The 20,246-nt window shown below is 62.7% G+C and carries 21 protein-coding genes; 15 read left to right on the top strand and 6 right to left on the bottom strand.

Annotation, left to right across the window (positions count from 1 at the left end):
* Positions 1–48: 48 nt before the first annotated feature.
* Positions 49–516 carry a VUT family protein gene (locus OSW16_RS21535; RefSeq protein ID WP_267818357.1) on the top strand — a complete coding sequence of 156 codons (468 nt, stop codon included), beginning with the start codon at positions 49–51 and terminating at the stop codon, positions 514–516.
* A 76-nt stretch (positions 517–592) separates the two neighbouring features.
* On the top strand, positions 593–1,774 hold the full coding sequence (gene purT / locus OSW16_RS21530) for a formate-dependent phosphoribosylglycinamide formyltransferase (protein ID WP_267818355.1): 1,182 nt from the start codon (positions 593–595) through the stop codon (positions 1,772–1,774).
* 86 nt (positions 1,775–1,860) lie between these two features.
* Here the strand turns inward: purT and OSW16_RS21525 are convergent, their stop codons facing one another.
* From OSW16_RS21525 to OSW16_RS21515, 3 genes are all read right to left on the bottom strand, one after another.
* Positions 1,861–3,162: an MFS transporter gene (locus OSW16_RS21525; protein ID WP_267818353.1), complete on the bottom strand. Its 1,302-nt coding sequence runs from the start codon at positions 3,160–3,162 to the stop codon at positions 1,861–1,863.
* A gap of 277 nt (positions 3,163–3,439) precedes the next feature.
* Positions 3,440–4,645, bottom strand: coding sequence for a transporter associated domain-containing protein (locus tag OSW16_RS21520; protein WP_267818351.1), 1,206 nt, complete (start codon positions 4,643–4,645; stop codon positions 3,440–3,442).
* Positions 4,646–4,654: 9 nt separating this feature from the next.
* Positions 4,655–5,464 (bottom strand): cytochrome C assembly family protein, encoded by an 810-nt coding sequence (locus OSW16_RS21515; RefSeq protein WP_241804334.1) that lies wholly within the window; start codon positions 5,462–5,464, stop codon positions 4,655–4,657.
* 295 nt (positions 5,465–5,759) lie between these two features.
* Here OSW16_RS21515 and ffh point away from each other — a divergent pair, with 295 nt between their 5' ends.
* The 6 genes from ffh to OSW16_RS21485 all read left to right on the top strand — a co-directional run bounded on the left by ffh (position 5,760) and on the right by OSW16_RS21485 (position 9,816).
* A complete protein-coding gene (ffh, locus tag OSW16_RS21510; protein ID WP_241804335.1) occupies positions 5,760–7,136 on the top strand; it encodes a signal recognition particle protein in 1,377 nt (458 codons plus the stop codon).
* 235 nt (positions 7,137–7,371) lie between these two features.
* Positions 7,372–7,623, top strand: a complete 252-nt coding sequence (gene rpsP / locus OSW16_RS21505) for a 30S ribosomal protein S16 (RefSeq protein ID WP_012315971.1) — start codon at positions 7,372–7,374, stop codon at positions 7,621–7,623.
* Positions 7,624–7,628: 5 nt separating this feature from the next.
* Entirely contained in the window at positions 7,629–8,165 is a 537-nt protein-coding gene (gene rimM, locus OSW16_RS21500) for a ribosome maturation factor RimM (protein WP_241804336.1), read from the top strand.
* A gap of 3 nt (positions 8,166–8,168) precedes the next feature.
* Positions 8,169–8,921 (top strand): tRNA (guanosine(37)-N1)-methyltransferase TrmD, encoded by a 753-nt coding sequence (trmD, locus tag OSW16_RS21495; RefSeq protein ID WP_008094486.1) that lies wholly within the window; start codon positions 8,169–8,171, stop codon positions 8,919–8,921.
* 42 nt (positions 8,922–8,963) lie between these two features.
* Positions 8,964–9,314: a 50S ribosomal protein L19 gene (gene rplS / locus OSW16_RS21490; RefSeq protein WP_008094487.1), complete on the top strand. Its 351-nt coding sequence runs from the start codon at positions 8,964–8,966 to the stop codon at positions 9,312–9,314.
* 94 nt (positions 9,315–9,408) lie between these two features.
* Positions 9,409–9,816 (top strand): acyl-CoA thioesterase, encoded by a 408-nt coding sequence (locus OSW16_RS21485; RefSeq protein WP_267818343.1) that lies wholly within the window; start codon positions 9,409–9,411, stop codon positions 9,814–9,816.
* A 4-nt stretch (positions 9,817–9,820) separates the two neighbouring features.
* On the opposite strand, the gene OSW16_RS21480 is transcribed toward OSW16_RS21485, so the two are convergent.
* Positions 9,821–11,647: a cation:proton antiporter gene (locus tag OSW16_RS21480; RefSeq protein WP_267818341.1), complete on the bottom strand. Its 1,827-nt coding sequence runs from the start codon at positions 11,645–11,647 to the stop codon at positions 9,821–9,823.
* Between the two features lie 68 nt (positions 11,648–11,715).
* Between OSW16_RS21480 and xerD the strand changes: the two genes are divergently transcribed.
* The 6 genes from xerD to OSW16_RS21450 all read left to right on the top strand — a co-directional run bounded on the left by xerD (position 11,716) and on the right by OSW16_RS21450 (position 17,366).
* Positions 11,716–12,612 carry a site-specific tyrosine recombinase XerD gene (gene xerD / locus OSW16_RS21475; protein WP_241804339.1) on the top strand — a complete coding sequence of 299 codons (897 nt, stop codon included), beginning with the start codon at positions 11,716–11,718 and terminating at the stop codon, positions 12,610–12,612.
* A gap of 152 nt (positions 12,613–12,764) precedes the next feature.
* On the top strand, positions 12,765–13,526 hold the full coding sequence (gene dsbC, locus OSW16_RS21470) for a bifunctional protein-disulfide isomerase/oxidoreductase DsbC (RefSeq protein ID WP_267818339.1): 762 nt from the start codon (positions 12,765–12,767) through the stop codon (positions 13,524–13,526).
* An 82-nt stretch (positions 13,527–13,608) separates the two neighbouring features.
* Positions 13,609–14,913 carry a homoserine dehydrogenase gene (locus OSW16_RS21465; protein WP_241804341.1) on the top strand — a complete coding sequence of 435 codons (1,305 nt, stop codon included), beginning with the start codon at positions 13,609–13,611 and terminating at the stop codon, positions 14,911–14,913.
* 157 nt (positions 14,914–15,070) lie between these two features.
* Complete coding sequence (gene thrC / locus OSW16_RS21460) at positions 15,071–16,480, top strand: threonine synthase (RefSeq protein ID WP_241804342.1); 1,410 nt, start codon at positions 15,071–15,073, stop codon at positions 16,478–16,480.
* A gap of 126 nt (positions 16,481–16,606) precedes the next feature.
* On the top strand, positions 16,607–17,005 hold the full coding sequence (locus OSW16_RS21455; protein WP_267818336.1) for a histidine kinase: 399 nt from the start codon (positions 16,607–16,609) through the stop codon (positions 17,003–17,005).
* 79 nt (positions 17,006–17,084) lie between these two features.
* Positions 17,085–17,366, top strand: coding sequence for a DUF3509 domain-containing protein (locus tag OSW16_RS21450; RefSeq protein WP_267818334.1), 282 nt, complete (start codon positions 17,085–17,087; stop codon positions 17,364–17,366).
* 128 nt (positions 17,367–17,494) lie between these two features.
* Here the strand turns inward: OSW16_RS21450 and OSW16_RS21445 are convergent, their stop codons facing one another.
* Both OSW16_RS21445 and OSW16_RS21440 read right to left on the bottom strand, forming a co-directional pair.
* The gene (locus tag OSW16_RS21445) at positions 17,495–18,313 is read right to left on the bottom strand and encodes a TIGR02285 family protein (protein ID WP_418942212.1); all 819 of its coding nucleotides are present in this window, start codon (positions 18,311–18,313) and stop codon (positions 17,495–17,497) included.
* A gap of 56 nt (positions 18,314–18,369) precedes the next feature.
* Positions 18,370–19,569, bottom strand: coding sequence for a CaiB/BaiF CoA transferase family protein (locus OSW16_RS21440; RefSeq protein WP_267818330.1), 1,200 nt, complete (start codon positions 19,567–19,569; stop codon positions 18,370–18,372).
* 132 nt (positions 19,570–19,701) lie between these two features.
* Here OSW16_RS21440 and OSW16_RS21435 point away from each other — a divergent pair, with 132 nt between their 5' ends.
* Entirely contained in the window at positions 19,702–20,244 is a 543-nt protein-coding gene (locus OSW16_RS21435) for a YaeQ family protein (protein WP_046784361.1), read from the top strand.
* Positions 20,245–20,246 lie beyond the last annotated feature (2 nt).

Below are 20,246 nucleotides of genomic sequence, written 5' to 3'. Positions count from 1 at the left end.
GACTCGAAAATCAGGTAATCTGTGCCGCTTGCCGGACGGTCACTGCCCATGTTCTTTCTAATCGCTTACATCAGCAGCGTTGTACTGATCAACTTTGCCTTTTCCAGCGCCCCGCATCTGGACGTGATCTGGTCCGCCTGGGGCGGGCTGGTGTTCATCCTGCGTGACATGGTGCAGACCCGCTACGGCCATGGCGCGCTGATCGCCATGCTGCTGGCCCTGGTGCTGTCGTACGTGACCTCCGAGCCGACCATTGCCCTGGCCAGTGCCACTGCGTTCTTCGTTTCCGAGCTGATCGACTGGCTGGTGTTCAGCATCACCCGGCGCCCCTTGCGTGACCGCTTGTGGTTGAGCTCGGCACTGAGCATCCCGGTGGATACCTTCATTTTCTTCGGCATGATCGGTGCCCTGACACCGGCCGTGATCGGCACCGCAATGGCCTCCAAGTTCGCCGGCGTGACTGCGGTGTGGCTGGCCATGGCATTTCGTGCGCGGCGGGCTGCCGTGGCCGGCTGATGGTGTAGAATACCGGTCCTTTTTCAGCGGGCGGCGCTAAGACTGGCGCGGCCCCGGACGCCTTCGAGGACCTGAAATGACCCGTATCGGAACCCCATTGTCGCCTACCGCGACCCGTGTACTGCTCTGCGGCTGTGGCGAGCTGGGCAAGGAAGTGGTGATCGAGCTGCAGCGCCTGGGCGTCGAAGTGATCGCCGTGGACCGCTACGCCAACGCACCGGCCATGCAGGTCGCGCACCGCAGCCACGTGGTCAACATGCTCGATGGTGTCGCCCTGCGCGCCATTATCGAGGCTGAAAAACCGCATTACATCGTCCCCGAAATCGAAGCCATCGCCACCGCTACGCTGGTCGAGTTGGAGAACGAAGGGTTCAACGTCGTGCCGACCGCCCGCGCCACCCAGCTGACCATGAACCGCGAGGGCATTCGCCGCCTGGCGGCCGAAGAGCTGGACCTGCCAACCTCGCCGTACCACTTCGCCGACACCTTTGAAGACTACGCCAAGGCTGTGGCCGATGTCGGTTACCCGTGCGTGGTCAAGCCGGTGATGAGTTCGTCCGGCAAGGGCCAGAGCCTGCTGCGCAGCGATGCCGACCTGCAGAAGTCGTGGGACTACGCTCAGGAGGGCGGCCGCGCCGGCAAGGGCCGCGTGATCATCGAAGGCTTCATCGACTTCGACTACGAGATCACCTTGCTGACCGTGCGCCATGTTGGCGGCACCACGTATCTGGAGCCAGTCGGTCACCGTCAGGAGAAGGGCGACTATCAGGAGTCGTGGCAGCCCCAGGCGATGAGCCCGAAAGCCTTGGCCGAGTCGCAGCGTGTGGCGAAGGCGGTCACCGATGCGTTGGGCGGCCGTGGTTTGTTCGGCGTCGAGCTGTTCGTCAAGGGCGATCAGGTGTGGTTCAGCGAAGTCTCGCCACGCCCGCACGATACGGGCCTGGTCACCCTGATTTCCCAGGACCTCTCGCAGTTCGCGCTGCATGCCCGTGCCATTCTGGGCCTGCCGATCCCGGTGGTACGCCAGTTCGGCCCTAGCGCTTCGGCGGTGATCCTGCCTGAAGGCCAGTCGCAGCAGACCAGCTTCGCCAACCTCGGCGCAGCGTTGAGCGAGCCGGATACTGCGATCCGCCTGTTCGGTAAGCCGGAAATCAACGGCCAGCGCCGCATGGGTGTGTGCCTGGCACGTGATGAGTCGATCGAAGCGGCGCGCGCCAAGGCGACCCGCGCGGCGCAGGCGGTCAAGGTCGAGTTCTAAGCTTTGAGCTGCAAGCTGCAAGCTGCAAGGGGATGCCTTTGCTTGCAGCTTGAGGCTTGCAGCTTCAAGCCTGCAGCTTCAAGCCTTCAAAGCTCCGTGTGGCGGGTCTCTTTCAGGCACAGCACAGCGATCAGGCTGATTACCGCCGCAACCGATACATACCCACCTACCCAGCTCAGCCCGCCCATGCTCACCAGCTTCTGAGCAAAGAACGGCGCCGCCGAAGCTCCGACGATGCCGCCCAGGTTATACGCTGCCGATGCGCCGGTGTAACGCACGTGAGTAGGGAACAGCTCTGGGAGCAATGCGCCCATCGGTGCGAACGTCACGCCCATCAGAAACAGCTCGATGGCCAGGAACAACGCAACACCTGTGGTCGAGCCAGAGGTCAGCAAAGGCTCCATGGTGAAGCCCGAGGCCACCGCCAGCAGACCGCCGACGATCAGTACCGGCTTGCGCCCGTAACGGTCGCTGAGCCAGGCCGACAGCGGCGTGGCCAGGGCCATGAAGACCACGGCGAAGCAAAGCAGGCCAAGGAAGGTCTCGCGGCTGTAGCCCAACGTCGTGACGCCGTAGCTCAGCGAGAATACCGTCGAGATGTAGAACAGCGCATAGCACACCACCATGGCCGCGGCCCCCAGCAGCGTCGGCAGCCAGTACTTGCTGAACAGGTCCACCACCGGCATTTTCACCCGCTCGTGGCGGGCCACGGCCTTGGCGAACACCGGGCTTTCTTCAAGCTTGAGGCGTACGTACAGGCCTACCAGCACCAGCGCGGCACTGAGCAGGAACGGGATGCGCCAGCCCCACTCACGGAACTGCTCGTCGCTGAGCAGCAGGGCCAAGGTCAGGAACAGGCCGTTGGCCGCCAGGAAGCCGATCGAAGGGCCTAGCTGCGGGAACATCCCGAACCAGGCACGCTTGCCCGCCGGCGCGTTCTCGGTGGCCAGCAACGCCGCACCACCCCATTCTCCGCCCAGGCCAAGGCCCTGGCCGAAGCGCAGCAGGCACAGGATGATCGGTGCCCACACGCCGATGCTGTCGTAGCCTGGCAGCACGCCTATCAGCGTGGTGGATACCCCCATCAGCAGCAGCGAGGCGACCAGCGTCGACTTGCGCCCGATGCGGTCACCGAAGTGCCCGAACAGTGCGGAACCCAGCGGGCGGGCGAGGAAGGCGATGCCGAAGGTAAGAAAGGCCGCCAGCATCTGCGCGGTGCCCGACCCCGAAGGGAAGAACACGGGCCCGATCACCAGCGCAGCGGCAGTGGCATAAACGTAGAAATCGTAGAACTCGATGGCGGTGCCGATGAAACTGGCAGTGGCGACCCGCGCGGGGGAGTTGACCGGCGCGTCAGGCGCCTGGGCATACGTGCTGCTGGTTGTCATTAAGTAGGTCCCTAACAGTCTGGTCGTGCTCCATGGGCTTTGCCCGCGAAGGTTTCCGCCGGCCAGTAAAGGGCAGGTACGGTTCGCGGACGCCGGAGCGTATTGTTCTTGTTCGCCCGACTGACGATAGCCCAAGGGGGATAGGGGCGGGAGCGGGCACTGTTCAGGGTGTTGAAGCAGGACCGCAGGGCGCGTCAGTGGGGCGCGCTGGCCGTGAGGCGCCGGGTGCGGGTAGCGGGCGGGACGGCAGGGCTGGGTAAGCGTGACCCGAGTATAGCTAGCGGGTCACGGTCCACACCAGTACCTTGCTGGCGCAATTGTCCTCTGTTTCGAGGATTTCCAGGCGATAGCGGCCGATCTTCAGGCACACAGCGCTTTCCGGGATGCTTTCCAAGGCCTCGGTGACCAAGCCGTTCAGGGTCTTCGGCCCACCGTCGCTGGGCAGGTGCAAGCCCAGGGTGCGGTTGATTTCGCGCAGCGAAGCGGCGCCCTCGATGACGAAGGTGCCATCGGGCTGTGGGTGAACATGGGGGTTGTCGAGGCTGTGCTCTTCCTCGAACTCGCCGACGATCTCTTCGAGTATGTCTTCCAGGGTGACGATACCCAGTACCTCACCGTATTCGTCTACCACCACGCCTAGCCGGCGCTGCTGCTTGTGGAAGTTCAGCAGCTGCAATTGCAGTGGCGTGCTTTCGGGGACGAAGTAGGGCTCGTAGCAGGCATCGTGAAGTTTCTCCAGCGTCAGCTCGGCCTTGGGCAGCAGGTGGCTGATCAGCTTGGTGTTCAGGATGGCTTCGACTTGGTTGATATCGTTGTGATACACCGGCAGGCGCGTGTGGCGGCTGAGGATCAACTGCTCGATGATGCGCTCGATCGGCTCGTCGAGGTTGATGCCGTCGACCTCGTTGCGCGGCACCAGAATGTCGTTGACGGTGACCTTGTTCAGCGAGTGCAGGCCATCGAGCAGGCCGTGGCGCGGCATGTCGTGGTCTTCATCGTCGCTGAAGTCATCATCTGCCTGCGGGTGCAGGGCCACTGCGGTGGGCGGCACGCGAAACGGCCGCAACAGCAGCCTGGCGCAGCCGTCCAGCAGGCAGGCCACGGGTTGCAGCAGCGCCAATGGCAGCTTCAGCAGGCTGACGCCCAGGCTGATGAAGGCCTGCGGATTGCGCCGCGCCAGGCGCCGCGGCAGGTACTCGGCAAAAATCAGCAAGCCAGCGGTGGCGGCCAGGCCTGCCAGCCAGAAACCATGCTCGCCGTTGAAGCGTTGGCCCATCAGGCAGGCCAGGCCCAGCACCAGAAGCTTGCCCGCGCTGGCACACAGCACGAGGGCCTGGGCTGGTAATACGGGGTGCTCGTCATGACCGGGGCGTAACGAGCCGTTGAGCTGCAGGCGGGCGGCATCTACCGCGCTAAACAGCGCCGACCACAGCAGCGCCAGTGCCAGAGTGCCGAGTAGCGGAGCGTACGGCAGGGTGTCCATGGGCGACCGTCAGATATGCAGGATGAATTCGCGAACCAGCTTGCTGCCGAAATAGGCCAGCATCAGCAGGCAGAAACCGGCCAGCGTCCAGCGGATCGCCTTGTGGCCACGCCAGCCCAGGCGGGTGCGGCCCCACAGCAGTACGCTGAAGACGATCCAGGCCACGCAGGCCAGCAGGGTTTTGTGTACCAGGTGCTGGGCAAACAGGTTGTCCAGGAACAGCCAGCCGGAGATCAGCGACAGCGACAACAGGCACCAGCCCGCCCAAAGGAAGCCGAACAGCAGGCTTTCCATCGTCTGCAACGGTGGGAAGTTGCGGATCAGCCCGGAAGGGTGCTTGTTTTTCAGCTGGTGGTCCTGCAGCAGCAGGAGCAGCGACTGGAACACCGCGATGGTGAACAGCCCATAGGCCAGGATCGACAGCAGGATATGGGCGAGAATCCCCGGCTCTTCATCGATCAGCGGAACGGTGCCGGGTGGGGCGAACTGGGCCAGCAGGGCCGTGATGGCGCCGAGCGGGAACAGTAGCACCAGCAGATTTTCCACCGGTATGCGCAGGCAGGCCAGCAGGGTCAGGGTAATGACCGCCACGGCGATCAGGCTGGCGGCGCTGAAGAAGTCCAGGCTCAGCCCCAGCGGAGTGATCAGTTGAAAGAACAGTGCGCCGCTCTGGGCGATCACGGCGAGGGCGCCGAGCAGGCCGAGCAGCCGTTTGTCGGCTTTGTTCGACTGGGCCAGGCGCGAACCCTGATAAACGGTCGCCGCTATATATAGGCCGGCGGCGATCAGGTTGGGGATGAGGCTGGGTGAGGAGACCATAAGTCCTGGTGGGCAAGCCTTAAAGAAACGGAGTTTGGCATAGATCGCGCTGGGGGGGCTAGTGAGCTGCATGCTTCAAGCGGCACGCCGCAAACGAAGGCAGATCCGTGGGGGGAGGGGATTTTCTGGTGGTTCGCGGCTTGCGCCTGGCAGCTTCAAAGGTGCCGCCGGGAAGCTGAGGTGTGCGCCGCCGCCGCTCTTCGCTATAATCGCCGCCTTGCTGTGCCCAGCGCGTGTGCATATTCATCTGGGCGCCTGACAAACCTCGGCTTTTACTTGGCCTGAAAGGATCACCATGTTCGAAAACCTGACCGACCGCCTGTCACAGACGCTGCGCCATGTCACCGGCAAGGCCAAGCTGACTGAAGACAACATCAAGGATACGTTGCGCGAAGTGCGCATGGCCCTGCTCGAGGCCGACGTTGCCCTGCCGGTGGTCAAGGATTTTGTCAACAGCGTGAAAGAACGCGCCGTCGGCACCGAGGTGTCGCGCAGCCTGACCCCGGGCCAGGCGTTCGTGAAGATCGTCCAGGCCGAGCTGGAAAGCCTGATGGGCGCGGCCAACGAAGACCTCGCGCTCAATGCTGCCCCGCCTGCAGTGGTGCTGATGGCCGGCTTGCAGGGTGCGGGCAAGACCACCACCGCCGGCAAGCTGGCGCGCTTCCTCAAGGAGCGTAAGAAGAAAAGCGTGATGGTCGTTTCGGCCGACGTTTACCGCCCGGCAGCCATCAAGCAGCTGGAAACGCTGGCCAACGACATCGGCGTGACCTTCTTCCCGTCCGATATCAGCCAGAAGCCTGTGGCCATTGCCGAAGCGGCGATCCGCGAGGCCAAGCTCAAGTTCATCGACGTGGTCATCGTCGACACCGCCGGCCGTTTGCACATCGACGCCGACATGATGGACGAGATCAAGGCGTTGCATGCTTCGGTCAAGCCGGTCGAGACCCTGTTCGTGGTCGATGCCATGACCGGCCAGGACGCCGCCAATACCGCCAAGGCCTTCGGTGAAGCCCTGCCGCTGACCGGCGTGGTGCTGACCAAGGTCGACGGTGATGCCCGTGGCGGTGCTGCGCTTTCGGTGCGTGCCATCACTGGCAAGCCGATCAAGTTCATCGGTATGGGTGAGAAAACCGAGGCGCTCGAGCCCTTCCACCCGGACCGTGTGGCATCGCGCATCCTCGGCATGGGTGACGTGCTCAGCCTGATCGAGCAGGCCGAGCAGACCATCGACAAGGCCAAGGCCGACAAGCTGGCCAAGAAACTGAAGAAGGGCAAGGGCTTCGACCTCGAAGACTTCCGCGATCAGTTGCTACAGATGAAGAACATGGGCGGCCTGGGCGGCCTGATGGACAAGCTGCCGAGCATCGGCGGGGTGAACCTGTCGCAGATGGGCAATGCCCAGGGCGCGGCCGAGAAGCAGTTCAAGCAGATGGAGGCGATCATCAACTCCATGACCCCGGCCGAGCGTCGCGACCCTGACCTGATCAGCGGTTCGCGCAAGCGCCGGATCGCCCTGGGTTCTGGTACCCAGGTGCAGGATATCGGGCGGCTGATCAAGCAGCACAAGCAGATGCAGAAGATGATGAAGAAATTCTCCGCCAAGGGCGGCATGGCCAAGATGATGCGCGGCCTGGGCGGGATGCTGCCGGGTGGCGGCATGCCTAAGCTGTAACCCTTATTCCGGGCGCTTGTCTTTTGCAGGATGAGCGCTCAGAACCCCCGCTGCGGCGGGGCAACGGCCACGCAATCCGTGGCTCAACCGGCAAATCTGGACGGCAGGGCGAGGCCTTGTCGAAAAAGTCATTTGCAAATGTCCGTGTATTCCCCGAGAATATGCGGCCTTTTGGGCACCCGTGTGCCTATTTGGCATTCAGATTTGCAGCACCGACTATAGGAACGATGTTCACATGGTAACCATCCGTCTTGCCCGTGGCGGCTCGAAAAAGCGCCCTTTCTACCACCTGACCGTGACCAACTCGCGTAACGCCCGTGACGGCCGTTTCGTTGAGCGCGTAGGTTTCTTCAACCCGATCGCTGCTGGCGCTGAAGTCAAGCTGTCGGTCAACCAAGAGCGCGTCAGCTACTGGCTGAGCCAAGGCGCACAGCCGTCTGAGCGCGTTGCTCAGCTGCTGAAGGACGCTGCCAAGGCCGCTGCCTGAGCAATATGAACGCGACGCCAGAAAAGGCTGACGACCTCATCGTCGTTGGCAAGATTTTTTCGGTTCACGGCGTTCGCGGCGAGGTGAAGGTGTATTCCTTTACCGATCCGATTGAAAACCTGTTGGATTATCCAAGCTGGACGCTTCGGCACGAAGGCAAGGTAAAGCAGGTCGAGCTGGTCAGCGGTCGTGGCTCCCAAAAGGGCCTGGTCGTTAAACTGAAAGGCCTCGATGATCGTGATGAAGCGCGTCTTCTGAGCGGCTACGAAATCTGCATTGCGCGGAGCCTTTTGCCCAACCTGGCCGCAGACGAGTACTACTGGTACCAGCTGCAGGGCCTGAAGGTCATCAACCAGGACGAACAGCTGTTCGGCAAGGTCGATCACCTGTTGGAGACCGGTGCGAACGATGTCATGGTGGTCAAGCCCTGCGCAGGCAGCCTGGATGATCGCGAGCGTCTGTTGCCCTATACGGCGCAATGTGTGCTGGCAATCGACCTGGAAGCAGGCGTGATGCGGGTTGAATGGGACGCGGACTTCTAAACGATGGGTAACCTTCGCGTAGACGTCATCACGTTGTTCCCCGAGATGTTCTCGGCCATCACGGAGTACGGCATTACCAGCCGCGCGGTAAAACAGGGGTTGCTTCAGGTGACCTGCTGGAACCCGCGGGACTACACCACAGATCGCCACCACACGGTGGATGATCGGCCGTTTGGCGGTGGCCCGGGCATGGTGATGAAAATCAAGCCTCTGGAAGACGCCCTGGTTAGCGCCAGGCAAGCGACCGGAGCATCGGCAAAGGTGATTTACCTTTCGCCGCAAGGCCGCAAGCTGACTCAGCAAGCGGTCAAAGGCCTGGCCGAACAGGAATCGCTGATCCTGATCGCCGGTCGTTATGAAGGCATCGACGAGCGTTTTATCGAAGCTCATGTCGATGAGGAGTGGTCGATTGGCGACTATGTGCTTTCCGGTGGCGAGCTGCCGGCCATGGTACTGATCGATGCGGTTACACGGCTGCTGCCCGGAGCTTTAGGGCATGTGGACTCGGCGGAGGAAGACTCCTTCACCGACGGTCTGCTCGATTGCCCGCACTACACCCGACCTGAGGTGTATGCGGATCAGCGTGTTCCCGACGTGTTGCTAAGTGGCAACCATGCACACATCCGGCGTTGGAGGATGAAGCAGTCCCTTGGTAGGACCTTCGAACGACGCGCCGATCTTCTGGAAAGTCGCTCGCTTTCTGGAGAAGAGAAGAAGCTGCTCGAGGAATATCTCCGCGAGCGGGACGATAGTTAAACGTATCGATGGTGGATCACGTATCCATCTTAGGAGCACAGCATGACCAACAAGATCATCCAGCAGCTCGAAGCCGAGCAGATGAGCAAGGAAATCCCGACCTTCGCACCAGGCGACACCATCGTCGTTCAGGTTAAAGTGAAGGAAGGTGAGCGTTCCCGTCTGCAGGCGTTCGAAGGCGTCGTTATCGCCAAGCGTAACCGTGGCCTGAACAGCGCCTTCACCGTGCGCAAAATCTCCAGCGGCGTTGGCGTTGAGCGTACCTTCCAGACCTACAGCCCGCAGATCGACAGCCTGGCCGTGAAACGTCGTGGTGACGTGCGTAAAGCCAAGCTGTACTACCTGCGCGACCTGTCCGGCAAAGCCGCTCGCATCAAGGAAAAACTGTCCTGAGTACAGTTTGCCCGGTGGCTCTGGCCGCCTAGCGAGAAAAAAGCAGCCTTCGGGCTGCTTTTTTGCGTTTTGAAACCCGAAAGAAGTGACGGACATGACCAGCCGAGACCAGGAAATTCAGCGCCGTACCGAGTTGTCGGTGACCCGCGTGACCAAAGCGGTATTCCCCAGCACCACCAACCACCACAACACCTTGTTCGGCGGCACTGCGCTGGCCTGGATGGACGAAGTGTCGTTCATCGCCGCTACGCGCTTTTGCCGGTTGCCGCTGGTGACCGTCTCCACCGACCGCATTGACTTCAAGCACCCGATCCCGGCGGGCACTATCGTCGAGCTGGTGGGCACGGTGATCAAGGTCGGAAACACCAGCCTGCAGGTTCAAGTGGACGTATTCGTCGAGAACATGTACCTGGATGGGCGCGAGCGGGCGATCCATGGAGTGTTCAGCTTTGTCGCCATCGACGAGGACAAGCGCCCGGTGCCGGTGTTGCCACAGGCCTGAGGGCTCAACCCGGCGCGGCAGTCGTCTCGGTGACGGGGGCCGGTTCTACCAGCGCCACCAAGGTCCAGCCAGGCTGCGGCGCAAACGGGTTCTCGGGGCTTGATACATGCACCCAGCCCTGGGTATCCCGGGCAAACAACAGATGTGCGCGCTCGCCATGCAGCGCCTGGTAATTGCCCCAGTCGAAGCCCTCGGTCAGGTTGGTGCTGTACAGCTCCGCGCCATGATGCAGGCGATTGGCCATTTGCTGGTAGGTCATCGGGCTGGAGCCCAGCAAATGGCCGCGGTGCTCTTCGCTGGCCCGGTGTTTGTCGCTGCGCTGCTTCTCCAGGCCGCTGGCCAGCACATACAAACGGCCGTGGCCGAAGTCATGGCGAAAGCGCGCACAGGCCAAGGCGTTGATTTCCCCGGCAGGTGACAGCCCTAGCAGGTGGCCGAGGCCTACCAGGTCCAGGTGCGCGTCGGCATGTTGCGAAGCCGGGTTGCCAAAGTAGGTTGGCAGCCCCTCCATGCGTGCCGCACGAATGTTTTCCCAGCTCGAATCGGTCAGCAACACACGGCAACCCAATTGCTGCAGAGCCTTGCCGAGGGTGCGTGCAGGCTCGTTGGCGCCGACGATGAGAAAACCGCTGGGCGCAGGCTCCGCGACTTTCAGCAGGCGCGCCAAGGGGCGCGCCGTCGCGCTCTGCAGCACGACCGTGCCGATGATCACTGCGAAGGTGAGCGGCACCAACAGCAGCGCGTCCTGATGCCCGGCCTCATCCAGGCGGATGGCGAATATCGCCGACACTGCGGCGGCTACGATACCGCGCGGTGCGATCCAGGCCAGCAGCGCCCGTTCCCGCCAGTTCAGCGTGGACCCCAGCGTTGACAGCAAGACATTCAACGGCCGCGCCACCAGCTGGATCACCAGCAGCAGTGCCAGTACGGCCGGGCCCAGCCCCAGCAGGGCGTGCAGGTCGAGCCGTGCGGCCAGCAGGATGAACAGGCCAGAGATCAGCAGTACGCTGAGGTTCTCCTTGAAGTGCAGGATCTGCCGTACATCCACGCCACGCATGTTGGCCAGCCACATGCCCATGACCGTCACCGCCAGCAGCCCGGACTCGTGAACGATCTGGTTGGCGGCGATGAAAATACCCAGTACGGCAGCCAGCGACGCCAGGTTGTGCAGGTATTCCGGCAGCCATTGCTCGCGCATGATCTGCCCCAGTAGCCAGCCGCCGGCGGCGCCCAGGGCGCTGCCGCAGAAGATCACCCCGGCAAAGGTGCCCAGGCTCTGGCTCAGGCCATCGCCATCGGCGCTGGCGATGATGAAGCTGTACACCACGACGGCGAGCAGGGCACCGATCGGGTCGATGACGATGCCTTCCCAACGCAGGATGTTGGCAATGGTTGCCTTGGGCCGTACCACGCGCAGCATCGGTACGATGACCGTAGGCCCTGTCACCAGGGTCAAGGTGCCGAACAGGATTGCCAGCGGCCAGTCGAACCCCAGCAGCCAGTGCGTGGCCAGGGCGATCACCAGCCAGGTCGACAGGGCGCCGACGGTGACCAGTCGGTGCACCACGCTGCCGATCTCCCGCCATTGCGAGAGGTGCAGGGTCAGGCTGCCTTCGAACAGGATCAGTGCCACCGCCAGTGACACCAGAGGCATCAGCAACGGGCCGAACAGCGCTTGCGGGTCGAGCCAGCCGAGCAACGGCCCCAGCGTTATGCCGGCCAGCAGCAGGAAGAGAATCGCCGGAAGCTTCAGGCGCCAGGCCAGCCACTGGCAGGCGAGGGCGGCGGCACCGATACCGCCCACACTGAGAAGGATCTGCTGTTCGTTCATGCGGGCTCCCTATGCCGGCGTTGTTATGAAAGACTAAGCGTCATTTCGTCGTTTGCCACCGAGTTTTCATGCCTGCCCTTGACCACCCCTTGATCGACCAGTTCCTTGATGCCCTGTGGCTGGAAAAAGGCCTTTCAGACAACACTCGCCTCTCCTATCGCAGTGACCTGGCACTGTTCAATGGCTGGCTGCAGGATCACGGCCTGGCTTTGCCTGAGGCCGGTCGGGAGCTGATCCTCGATCACCTGGCCTGGCGCCTGGATCAGGGTTACAAACCCCGTTCTACAGCGCGTTTTCTCTCCGGTCTGCGTGGCTTTTTTCGCTACTTGCTGCGGGAAAAGCTCATTGCCGTCGACCCGACCCTGCAGATAGAGATGCCGCAGCTGGGCAAGCCCTTGCCCAAGTCGCTGTCGGAAGCCGACGTCGAGGCCCTGTTGCAGGCCCCTGACCTTGGCGAAGCCATTGGCCAGCGCGACCGTGCCATGCTTGAGGTGCTGTACGCCTGTGGTCTGCGCGTTACCGAACTGGTCAGCCTTGCCCTGGACCAGGTGAACCTGCGCCAGGGCGTGCTCCGGGTGATGGGCAAGGGCAGCAAGGAGCGCCTGGTGCCCATGGGCGAAGAGGCGGTGCTGTGGCTGCAGCGCTACCTGCGCGACGGGCGCGCCGAGCTGCTCAGCGGGCGCCCGAGCGATGTGTTGTTCCCCAGCCTGCGCGGGGAGCAGATGACCCGCCAGACGTTCTGGCACCGCATCAAGCATCACGCGCGGGTAGCCGGTATCGACAAGCCACTGTCGCCGCACACCTTGCGTCACGCCTTCGCCACTCATCTGCTCAACCACGGTGCCGACCTGCGCGTGGTGCAGATGCTGCTGGGGCACAGCGATCTGTCGACCACGCAAATCTATACCCATGTGGCCAAGGCCCGCCTGCAGCAACTGCACGCACAGCACCACCCACGTGGATGAATGATTTTCATGTTCCGCCGGCCGGTACTCGCAGACCCCTTCACCGGTAGCGTGTTGTGGTAGGCTTGGGCGGTTTGCACCAAGGGCCGCACGGTCGCCGCGTTTTTCCGCAGGTGACGCCCCACGGCCCCTGTCCGCCTTCAGGAGTTCCCATGCGCGTGACCCAGATGTTCGCCGCCGCCGCGTTGGCGCTGGCCAGTACCTTTGCCGTTGCCGCGGCGACCGACAGCAATGCCGCTGCCGAGCAGGCGATTCGCAAGTCGTTGCAGAACCTTGAGCTGGAAGTGCCGGTCGAGAGCGTGGCCAGCAGCCCGCTCAACGGCCTGTATGAAGTCAAGCTGCAGGGCGGCCGTGTGCTGTACGCCAGCGCCGATGGCCAGTTCGTCATGCAGGGCTACCTGTACCAGATCCAGGACGGCAAGCCGGTCAACCTGACCGAAAAGACCGAACGCCAAGGGGTCGCCAAGCTCATCAATGGCATTCCAGCCGCCGAGATGGTGGTTTATCCTGCAAAGGGCCAGACCAAGTCGCACATCACCGTATTCACCGACACCACCTGCCCGTATTGCCACAAGCTGCACGCCGAAGTGCCAGAGCTCAACCGTCGCGGTATCGAAGTGCGCTATGTCGCCTTCCCGCGCCAGGGGCTCGGCTCGCCGGGTGACGAGCAGCTGCAGGCCGTGTGGTGCTCCAGTGACCGCCGCGCAGCGCTGGACAAGATGATCGACGGCAAGGAAATCAAAGCCGCCAAATGCACCAACCCGGTGGGCAAGCAGTTCCAGTTGGGCCAGTCGATCGGCGTCAACGGCACGCCGGCGATCGTGCTCGAAAATGGCCAGGTGATTCCAGGTTATCAACCGGCACCGCAAGTGGCCAAACTGGCCCTGGCCGGCCAACAGCAGGCCGCCAAGTAAATCATTCAGTACGCCGTCGTCATGGGGTGACGGCATGTTTCACGGTCGGCGCAGGTGCCGGCCGTTCAATGGGGAGTTCACAGTGAAACCGGTCAAAGTAGGCATCTGTGGGTTGGGGACCGTCGGTGGCGGAACCTTCAATGTACTTCAGCGCAACGCCGAGGAGATTGCCCGCCGTGCCGGGCGCGGTATTGAAGTGGCACAGATCGCCATGCGCTCGCCTAACCCGAACTGCCAGATTACCGGTACCCCCATTACCGCTGATGTGTTCGACGTTGCGAGCAACCCGGAGATCGACATTGTCATCGAGCTGATCGGTGGCTACACCATCGCCCGCGACCTGGTGCTCAAGGCCATCGACAACGGCAAGCACGTGGTCACCGCCAACAAGGCGCTGATCGCCGTACACGGCAACGAAATCTTCGCCAAGGCCCGTGAGAAGGGCGTGATCGTCGCCTTCGAAGCCGCAGTGGCAGGTGGCATCCCGGTGATCAAGGCGATCCGCGAAGGCCTGTCGGCCAACCGCATCAACTGGCTGGCCGGGATCATCAACGGCACCGGCAACTTCATCCTCACCGAGATGCGTGAAAAAGGCCGCGCCTTCCCCGACGTGCTGGCCGAAGCGCAGGCGCTGGGTTATGCCGAAGCCGACCCGACTTTCGACGTCGAAGGTATCGATGCCGCGCACAAGCTGACCATCCTGGCGTCCATCGCCTTTGGTATCCCGCTGCAGTTCGACAAGGCCTACACCGAAGGCATCACCCAGCTGACCACCGCCGACGTGAACTACGCCGAAGCCCTGGGCTACCGCATCAAGCACCTGGGTGTGGCCCGCCGCACTGCAGAAGGCATCGAGCTGCGCGTGCACCCGACGCTGATCCCGAGCGACCGTCTTATCGCCAACGTCAATGGCGTGATGAACGCCGTGATGGTCAATGGCGATGCGGCAGGCTCCACCCTTTACTACGGCGCCGGCGCCGGCATGGAGCCCACCGCCTCCTCGGTGGTCGCCGACCTGGTCGACGTTGTCCGCGCCATGACCAGCGACCCTGAAAACCGCGTACCGCACCTGGCCTTCCAGCCGGATTCGCTGTCGGCGCACCCGATTCTGCCGATCGACGCCTGCCAGAGCGCCTACTACCTGCGTATCCAGGCCAAGGATCACCCGGGCGTGCTGGCCCAGGTGGCGAGCATCCTCTCGGAGCGCGGCATCAACATCGAGTCGATCATGCAGAAAGAAGCCGAGGAACAGGACGGCCTGGTGCCGATGATCCTGCTGACCCACCGTGTGGTCGAAAAGAGCATCAACGACGCCATCGTTGCTCTGGAAGCCTTGCAGGACGTGGTCGGTAAGGTCGTGCGCATCCGCGTCGAACAGCTCAACTAAGCGGCAAGCTTCAAGCTGCAAGCTGCAAGAAAAGCAGTTCGGTGTTGAGGCTTTTAACAGTTTAAATTTGCGGCAAGGGCAGTGCAGGGCGTAAGAGAAATGCCGATCGGCTTTTTCTTGCAACTCGCAGCTTGCCGCTCAAACCGAAGGTTTGCATATGCGCTATATCAGCACCCGCGGCCAGGCACCGGCCCTGAATTTCGAAGACGTCCTGCTGGCTGGCCTGGCCAGCGATGGCGGCCTGTACGTGCCAGAGAACCTCCCACGCTTCACCCAGGAAGAAATCGCTTCCTGGGCGGGCCTGCCGTATCACGAGCTGGCTTTCCGTGTGATGCGCCCGTTCGTCGAGGGCAGCATTGCCGACGCCGACTTCAAGAAGATCCTGGAAGAGACCTACGGCGAGTTCGCCCACGCCGCGGTCGCTCCGCTGCGCCAGCTGAACAGCAACGAGTGGGTTCTTGAGTTGTTCCACGGGCCGACGCTGGCCTTCAAGGACTTCGCCCTGCAGCTGCTCGGGCGCCTGCTCGATCACGTGCTGGCCAAGCGCAACGAGCGCGTGGTGATCATCGGCGCGACCAGCGGCGACACCGGCTCTGCCGCGATCGAAGGCTGCCGCCGCTGCGACAACGTCGACATCTTCATCCTTCACCCGCACCAGCGCGTGTCGGAGGTTCAGCGCCGCCAGATGACCACCATCTTCGGCGACAACATCCACAATATCGCCATCGAAGGCAACTTCGATGACTGCCAGGAGATGGTCAAGGCCAGCTTCGCCGACCAATCGTTCCTCAAAGGCACCCGCCTGGTCGCAGTCAACTCGATCAACTGGGCGCGGATCATGGCCCAGATCGTTTACTACTTCCACGCTGCCCTGCAGCTTGGCGGCCCGGCGCGTTCGGTGGCGTTCTCGGTGCCGACCGGTAACTTTGGCGACATCTTCGCCGGCTACCTGGCACGCAACATGGGCCTGCCGGTCAGCCAGCTGGTGGTTGCCACCAACCGCAACGACATCCTGCACCGCTTCATGAGCGGCAACCAGTACGTCAAGGAAACCCTGCACGCGACCTTGTCGCCGTCGATGGACATCATGGTCTCGTCCAACTTCGAGCGCTTGTTGTTCGACCTCCATGGTCGCAACGGCGCGGCTATCGGCGAATTGATGGCCAACTTCAAGCAGGGTGGCGGTTTCAGCGTCGACCAGGACCGCTGGACCGAGGCGCGCAAGCTGTTCGATTCGCTGGCCGTCAGCGACGAGCAGACCTGCCAGACCATCGCCGAGGTCTTCGCCAGCACAGGTGAAGTGCTCGACCCGCATACCGCGATCGGTGTGAAGGCCGCGCGCGAATGCCGTCGCAGCCTGGATACCCCGATGGTGGTGCTGGGCACCGCGCACCCGGTCAAGTTCCCGGAGGCCGTGGAGAAGGCGGGGGTCGGCAAGGCGCTGGAGCTGCCTGCGCACCTGAGCGACCTGTTCGGCCGAGAGGAGCGCTGCACGGTTCTGGCCAACGACCTCAAGGCCGTCCAGGCCTTCGTCAGCCAGCACGGTAACCGCGGCAAGCCGCTTTAATCGTGATGAAGGGGGCCGCTGCGCGGCCCCGCTTTTAGACTTTTCCCTGGTTTTATTCAGATTTTTCCTATGTAAAACGCGTTAAGCGCTGCATACAGTGGCCCGTCCTTCCCTCAGGAGCGGCTCATGCATCAGCCCTACGTGTTGATTCACCAGGCTCGGCCTTCCCACCAGATTCTTCTGCATCAGGCGTGCAATGCCCTGGGCGTTTTCGACGTGCGCATCACCCATGATCTGGTTGACCTCAATGCCTGCCTTGCACGCAAGCGCGGTGCCGACCTGCTGATCCTCGACCATTCGATGAAAGGCGGCCAGGCCCTGCTCGAACGTCTGCAGCGCAACCGCTGTTCACGCGCCTTGCTTTTTGTCGGCTGTGCCAGCGAGCACCGTCCCAACCTTGCCGAGCAAGCACGCGAGCGTGGCCTCTGGGTGCTGGCCGATTTGCCGTGGCCGCTGCCGGTGCGGCGCTGGCAACAGGCCTTGCAGCGTATTCAAAGGTTCACATCCCCCACGCATGCTCATTGAAACAGCTCAAGCGTAACGAACTTTCCGTTGCGCTTGCTGGTCAGTTTCTTCATAGACCACCACGCAGCGAGTGATCCGGATGGAAAGAATCTGCAGCCTGCTTAATGACGCACTGAGCCCTTATCAGACCCAGCTTGGCGCCGCCGATGCCAGCGGTAATCGGCAACTCACCGTTTTCGACAGCCTCGGTGGCATGACCTTGCGCCGAACGGTCAGCCAACGCCAGTTACAGGAGCAGCGCCTGCTGATCGACCTGGTCGATGGCCTTCACCGTGACCTGCAGATCGCCGAAGGGCGCCTGCAGCCCTGTGTCATCGCGGCTTTGCAGCAACGCCAACAACCTGCGGGAACCTTTGCCTGAGTGGCGCATCAGACACAGTAGGGCAGCCAGCCAGCACACAGCTCCGGTGATGGCGGGTTGTCACGGGAAGTCCATGAGGACTTTCGATTGGCCCCGGGCGTCCTCCCCAGCGTCCCGGGGTTTCTTTTTTATCGCCCTTCGAAAAAATGCCTGCTCTGCTCCAGGTACTCTGTCTGGAACTCCGCGTCCAGCCACCTGGCATAGAGCGCTGGAAGTGTGTCCTGGCGCAGCGCGGACAGCAGTTGGTCTATATGCGTGATGGCTGCGCGCCCCGATGGCGTATCGGAGCAGCCCACATGCAGGAACTGATAGCGGTCCACGCCTTGTATCGGGTGAAACTGATAGTCATCAAGCGAGCCGCCTTGTTGCTGGATCAGGTAGCGCACTTCCGGCCAGTAGCCGAGCACCAGTTGCAGGCGCCCCAGGCGCTGCATCTGCAGTAGGTTGGCAGTGGCATCGTTACCATAGTGGCGGCTGAGAACCGAGTCGGGAAGCGGGTGCAGGATCGCATCGATCTGGGTGCTGTAGCTGCGCCCGGCGACGATGCCGAGCTTCAGTTGCGTGTCGCTCAACAAGCGCTTGAGATCGATCTGCGCGCCATCCAGAAACGGTGCCAGCAGTGGTTCGGCTTGCTTGCGCACCACCAGGCCACCGCTCATCGCCCCCAGCGCCGGTTTGGAGAAGTGCACGAACTTCGCGCGCTCCGGTGTCCACATCAAGGTCGGGTCGCAGGTGAAGCTGGCAGGGTCCTGCAGCATCTGTATGCCGCGCGCCCGAGTGACGCGCACGATGTCGTGGTCGTATTCGGGCATCTGCTCGATCAGCAGCCCCAGCATCCGGTCGATCGCACCTTGGCCTTTGGCCGCACCCTCCAGGATGGTGAAAGGCGGCAGGTCGCGGACCAGCCATAGCAGGCGTTCCTTGGCCTGCACTGGCGCGATGGCCATGGCGAGCAGCAGCCCGCACAGCAGGGACAGGCGCGCGCGCACGGGCGGAGGCGACCTCAGACCGCGCCGGCCTGGCGCAAACGGGCGATGGCGGCGGCGTCATACCCCAGGGTGCCAAGCAGGGCGTCTGTGTGTTCGCCTAGCGCCGGGCCCACCCACTCGGCCGAGCCGGGTGTCTCGGACAGCTTGGGTACGATGCCGGGCATCTTGAACGCTTTACCGTCTGGCAGGCGGGCCTGGAGGAACATTTCGCGGGCCAGGTACTGCGGGTCGCTGAACATGTCTTGCGCCGAATAGATGCGGCTGGCCGGAACATCGGCGACGGTCAACGTCTGCATCAGCTGCTCCAGCGGCAAGCTGTTGGCCCAGCGGTCGATAACGCCATACAGCTCGTCACGCCGTGCATCGCGGCCATCATTGCTGGCCAGCGTCGGGTCGTCGGCCAGGTCGTGACGGCCGATGGCCTGCATGAAGCGTTTGAAGATCGCATCGCCATTGGCACCGATCTGCACGTGCTTGCCGTCGGCGCTGGTGTGGATGGAGGAGGGCGTGATGCCTGGCATGATGTTGCCGGTGCGTTCGCGAATGAAGCCAAACACATCGAACTCCGGGACCATGCTCTCCATCATGGCGAAGATTGCTTCGTACAGCGCCACGTCCACCACCTGGCCCTGGCCGCCGTTGACTTCGCGGTGACGCAGCGCCATCAGTGCGCCGATCACGCCCCACAATGCAGCGATCGAGTCGCCGATGGAGATGCCGGTGCGTACCGGTGGGCGGTCATCGAAGCCGGTGATGTAGCGCAGGCCACCCATCGACTCGCCCACGGCGCCGAAGCCTGGCTGATCCTTCATCGGCCCGGTCTGGCCGAAGCCTGAGAGGCGCACCATCACCAGTTTCGGGTTGAGCGCGTGCAGCACATCCCAGCCCAGGCCGAGCTTTTCCAGCACGCCCGGGCGGAAGTTCTCGATGAGAATGTCGGCCTCGGCCAGCAGCCGCTTGAGGATCTCGCGGCCATCGGGATGCTTGAGGTTCAGGGTCAGTGACTGCTTGTTGCGCGCCTGCACGAACCACCACAGCGACGTACCCTCGTACAGCTTGCGCCATTTGCGCAGCGGATCACCGCCGTCGGGCGACTCGACCTTGATGACCTCGGCCCCGAACTCGGCGCAGATGCGCGAGGCGAACGGGCCAGCGATCAGGGTGCCAAGCTCGATCACTTTCAGGCCGGCGAGGGGTTTGCTCGGTGTAGGCATGGGGCATCCGGGGCGAATGGGCAGAGGCGTGGTTTTATCATAGGTCGTTGGCGGCAGATACTGCTGCGGCGCAACGAAGAGCAGGATCGGTTAGACTGTGTGACTTTTCTTTGCGCAAGAAGCCCGTCGACCATGGCCCAGCCGTCCACCACCTACAAATTCGAACTGAATCTGACCGATCTCGATCGCGGCGTGTACGAAAGCGTCAAGCAGACCATCGCCCGTCATCCTTCGGAAACCGAGGAGCGCATGGCCGTGCGGCTGTTGGCCTACGCACTTTGGTACAACGAGAATCTGTCGTTCGGCCGCGGCCTGTCGGATGTCGACGAGCCTGCCCTGTGGGAGAAGAGCCTGGACGACCGCGTGCTGCACTGGATCGAAGTGGGCCAGCCTGACGCTGATCGCCTGACCTGGTGTTCGCGTCGTACCGAGCGCACCAGCCTGTTGGCCTACGGCAGCTTGCGGGTATGGGAGTCCAAGGTGGTGGGCGCGGTCAAGAACCTGAAAAACCTGAACATCGCCGCTGTACCGCAAGAGGTGCTCGAAGTGCTGGCCACGGACATGCCGCGCAGCATCAAGTGGGACGTGATGATCAGCGAAGGCACGGTGTTCGTCACTGACGACCGTGGCCAGCACGAAGTGCAGCTGCAGTGGCTGCTCGGTGAGCGTGGCTGAGC

This window comes from Pseudomonas putida (assembly GCF_026625125.1).
GTDB classification, from domain to species: domain Bacteria; phylum Pseudomonadota; class Gammaproteobacteria; order Pseudomonadales; family Pseudomonadaceae; genus Aquipseudomonas; species Aquipseudomonas putida_X.
Note: the sequence above shows the minus strand (reverse complement) of the source record. Positions and strands in the feature narration are given on the sequence as shown.

Bases quoted from the DNA above. Each gene is read 5' to 3' on its own strand.
- OSW16_RS21535 (WP_267818357.1), top strand. From the start codon at position 49: ATGTTCTTTCTAATCGCTTACATCAGCAGCGTTGTACTGATCAACTTT.
- purT (WP_267818355.1), top strand. From the start codon at position 593: ATGACCCGTATCGGAACCCCATTGTCGCCTACCGCGACCCGTGTACTG.
- OSW16_RS21525 (WP_267818353.1), bottom strand. From the start codon at position 3,162: ATGACAACCAGCAGCACGTATGCCCAGGCGCCTGACGCGCCGGTCAAC.
- OSW16_RS21520 (WP_267818351.1), bottom strand. From the start codon at position 4,645: ATGGACACCCTGCCGTACGCTCCGCTACTCGGCACTCTGGCACTGGCG.
- OSW16_RS21515 (WP_241804334.1), bottom strand. From the start codon at position 5,464: ATGGTCTCCTCACCCAGCCTCATCCCCAACCTGATCGCCGCCGGCCTA.
- ffh (WP_241804335.1), top strand. From the start codon at position 5,760: ATGTTCGAAAACCTGACCGACCGCCTGTCACAGACGCTGCGCCATGTC.
- rpsP (WP_012315971.1), top strand. From the start codon at position 7,372: ATGGTAACCATCCGTCTTGCCCGTGGCGGCTCGAAAAAGCGCCCTTTC.
- rimM (WP_241804336.1), top strand. From the start codon at position 7,629: ATGAACGCGACGCCAGAAAAGGCTGACGACCTCATCGTCGTTGGCAAG.
- trmD (WP_008094486.1), top strand. From the start codon at position 8,169: ATGGGTAACCTTCGCGTAGACGTCATCACGTTGTTCCCCGAGATGTTC.
- rplS (WP_008094487.1), top strand. From the start codon at position 8,964: ATGACCAACAAGATCATCCAGCAGCTCGAAGCCGAGCAGATGAGCAAG.
- OSW16_RS21485 (WP_267818343.1), top strand. From the start codon at position 9,409: ATGACCAGCCGAGACCAGGAAATTCAGCGCCGTACCGAGTTGTCGGTG.
- OSW16_RS21480 (WP_267818341.1), bottom strand. From the start codon at position 11,647: ATGAACGAACAGCAGATCCTTCTCAGTGTGGGCGGTATCGGTGCCGCC.
- xerD (WP_241804339.1), top strand. From the start codon at position 11,716: ATGCCTGCCCTTGACCACCCCTTGATCGACCAGTTCCTTGATGCCCTG.
- dsbC (WP_267818339.1), top strand. From the start codon at position 12,765: ATGCGCGTGACCCAGATGTTCGCCGCCGCCGCGTTGGCGCTGGCCAGT.
- thrC (WP_241804342.1), top strand. From the start codon at position 15,071: ATGCGCTATATCAGCACCCGCGGCCAGGCACCGGCCCTGAATTTCGAA.
- OSW16_RS21455 (WP_267818336.1), top strand. From the start codon at position 16,607: ATGCATCAGCCCTACGTGTTGATTCACCAGGCTCGGCCTTCCCACCAG.
- OSW16_RS21450 (WP_267818334.1), top strand. From the start codon at position 17,085: ATGGAAAGAATCTGCAGCCTGCTTAATGACGCACTGAGCCCTTATCAG.
- OSW16_RS21445 (WP_418942212.1), bottom strand. From the start codon at position 18,313: ATGGCCATCGCGCCAGTGCAGGCCAAGGAACGCCTGCTATGGCTGGTC.
- OSW16_RS21440 (WP_267818330.1), bottom strand. From the start codon at position 19,569: ATGCCTACACCGAGCAAACCCCTCGCCGGCCTGAAAGTGATCGAGCTT.
- OSW16_RS21435 (WP_046784361.1), top strand. From the start codon at position 19,702: ATGGCCCAGCCGTCCACCACCTACAAATTCGAACTGAATCTGACCGAT.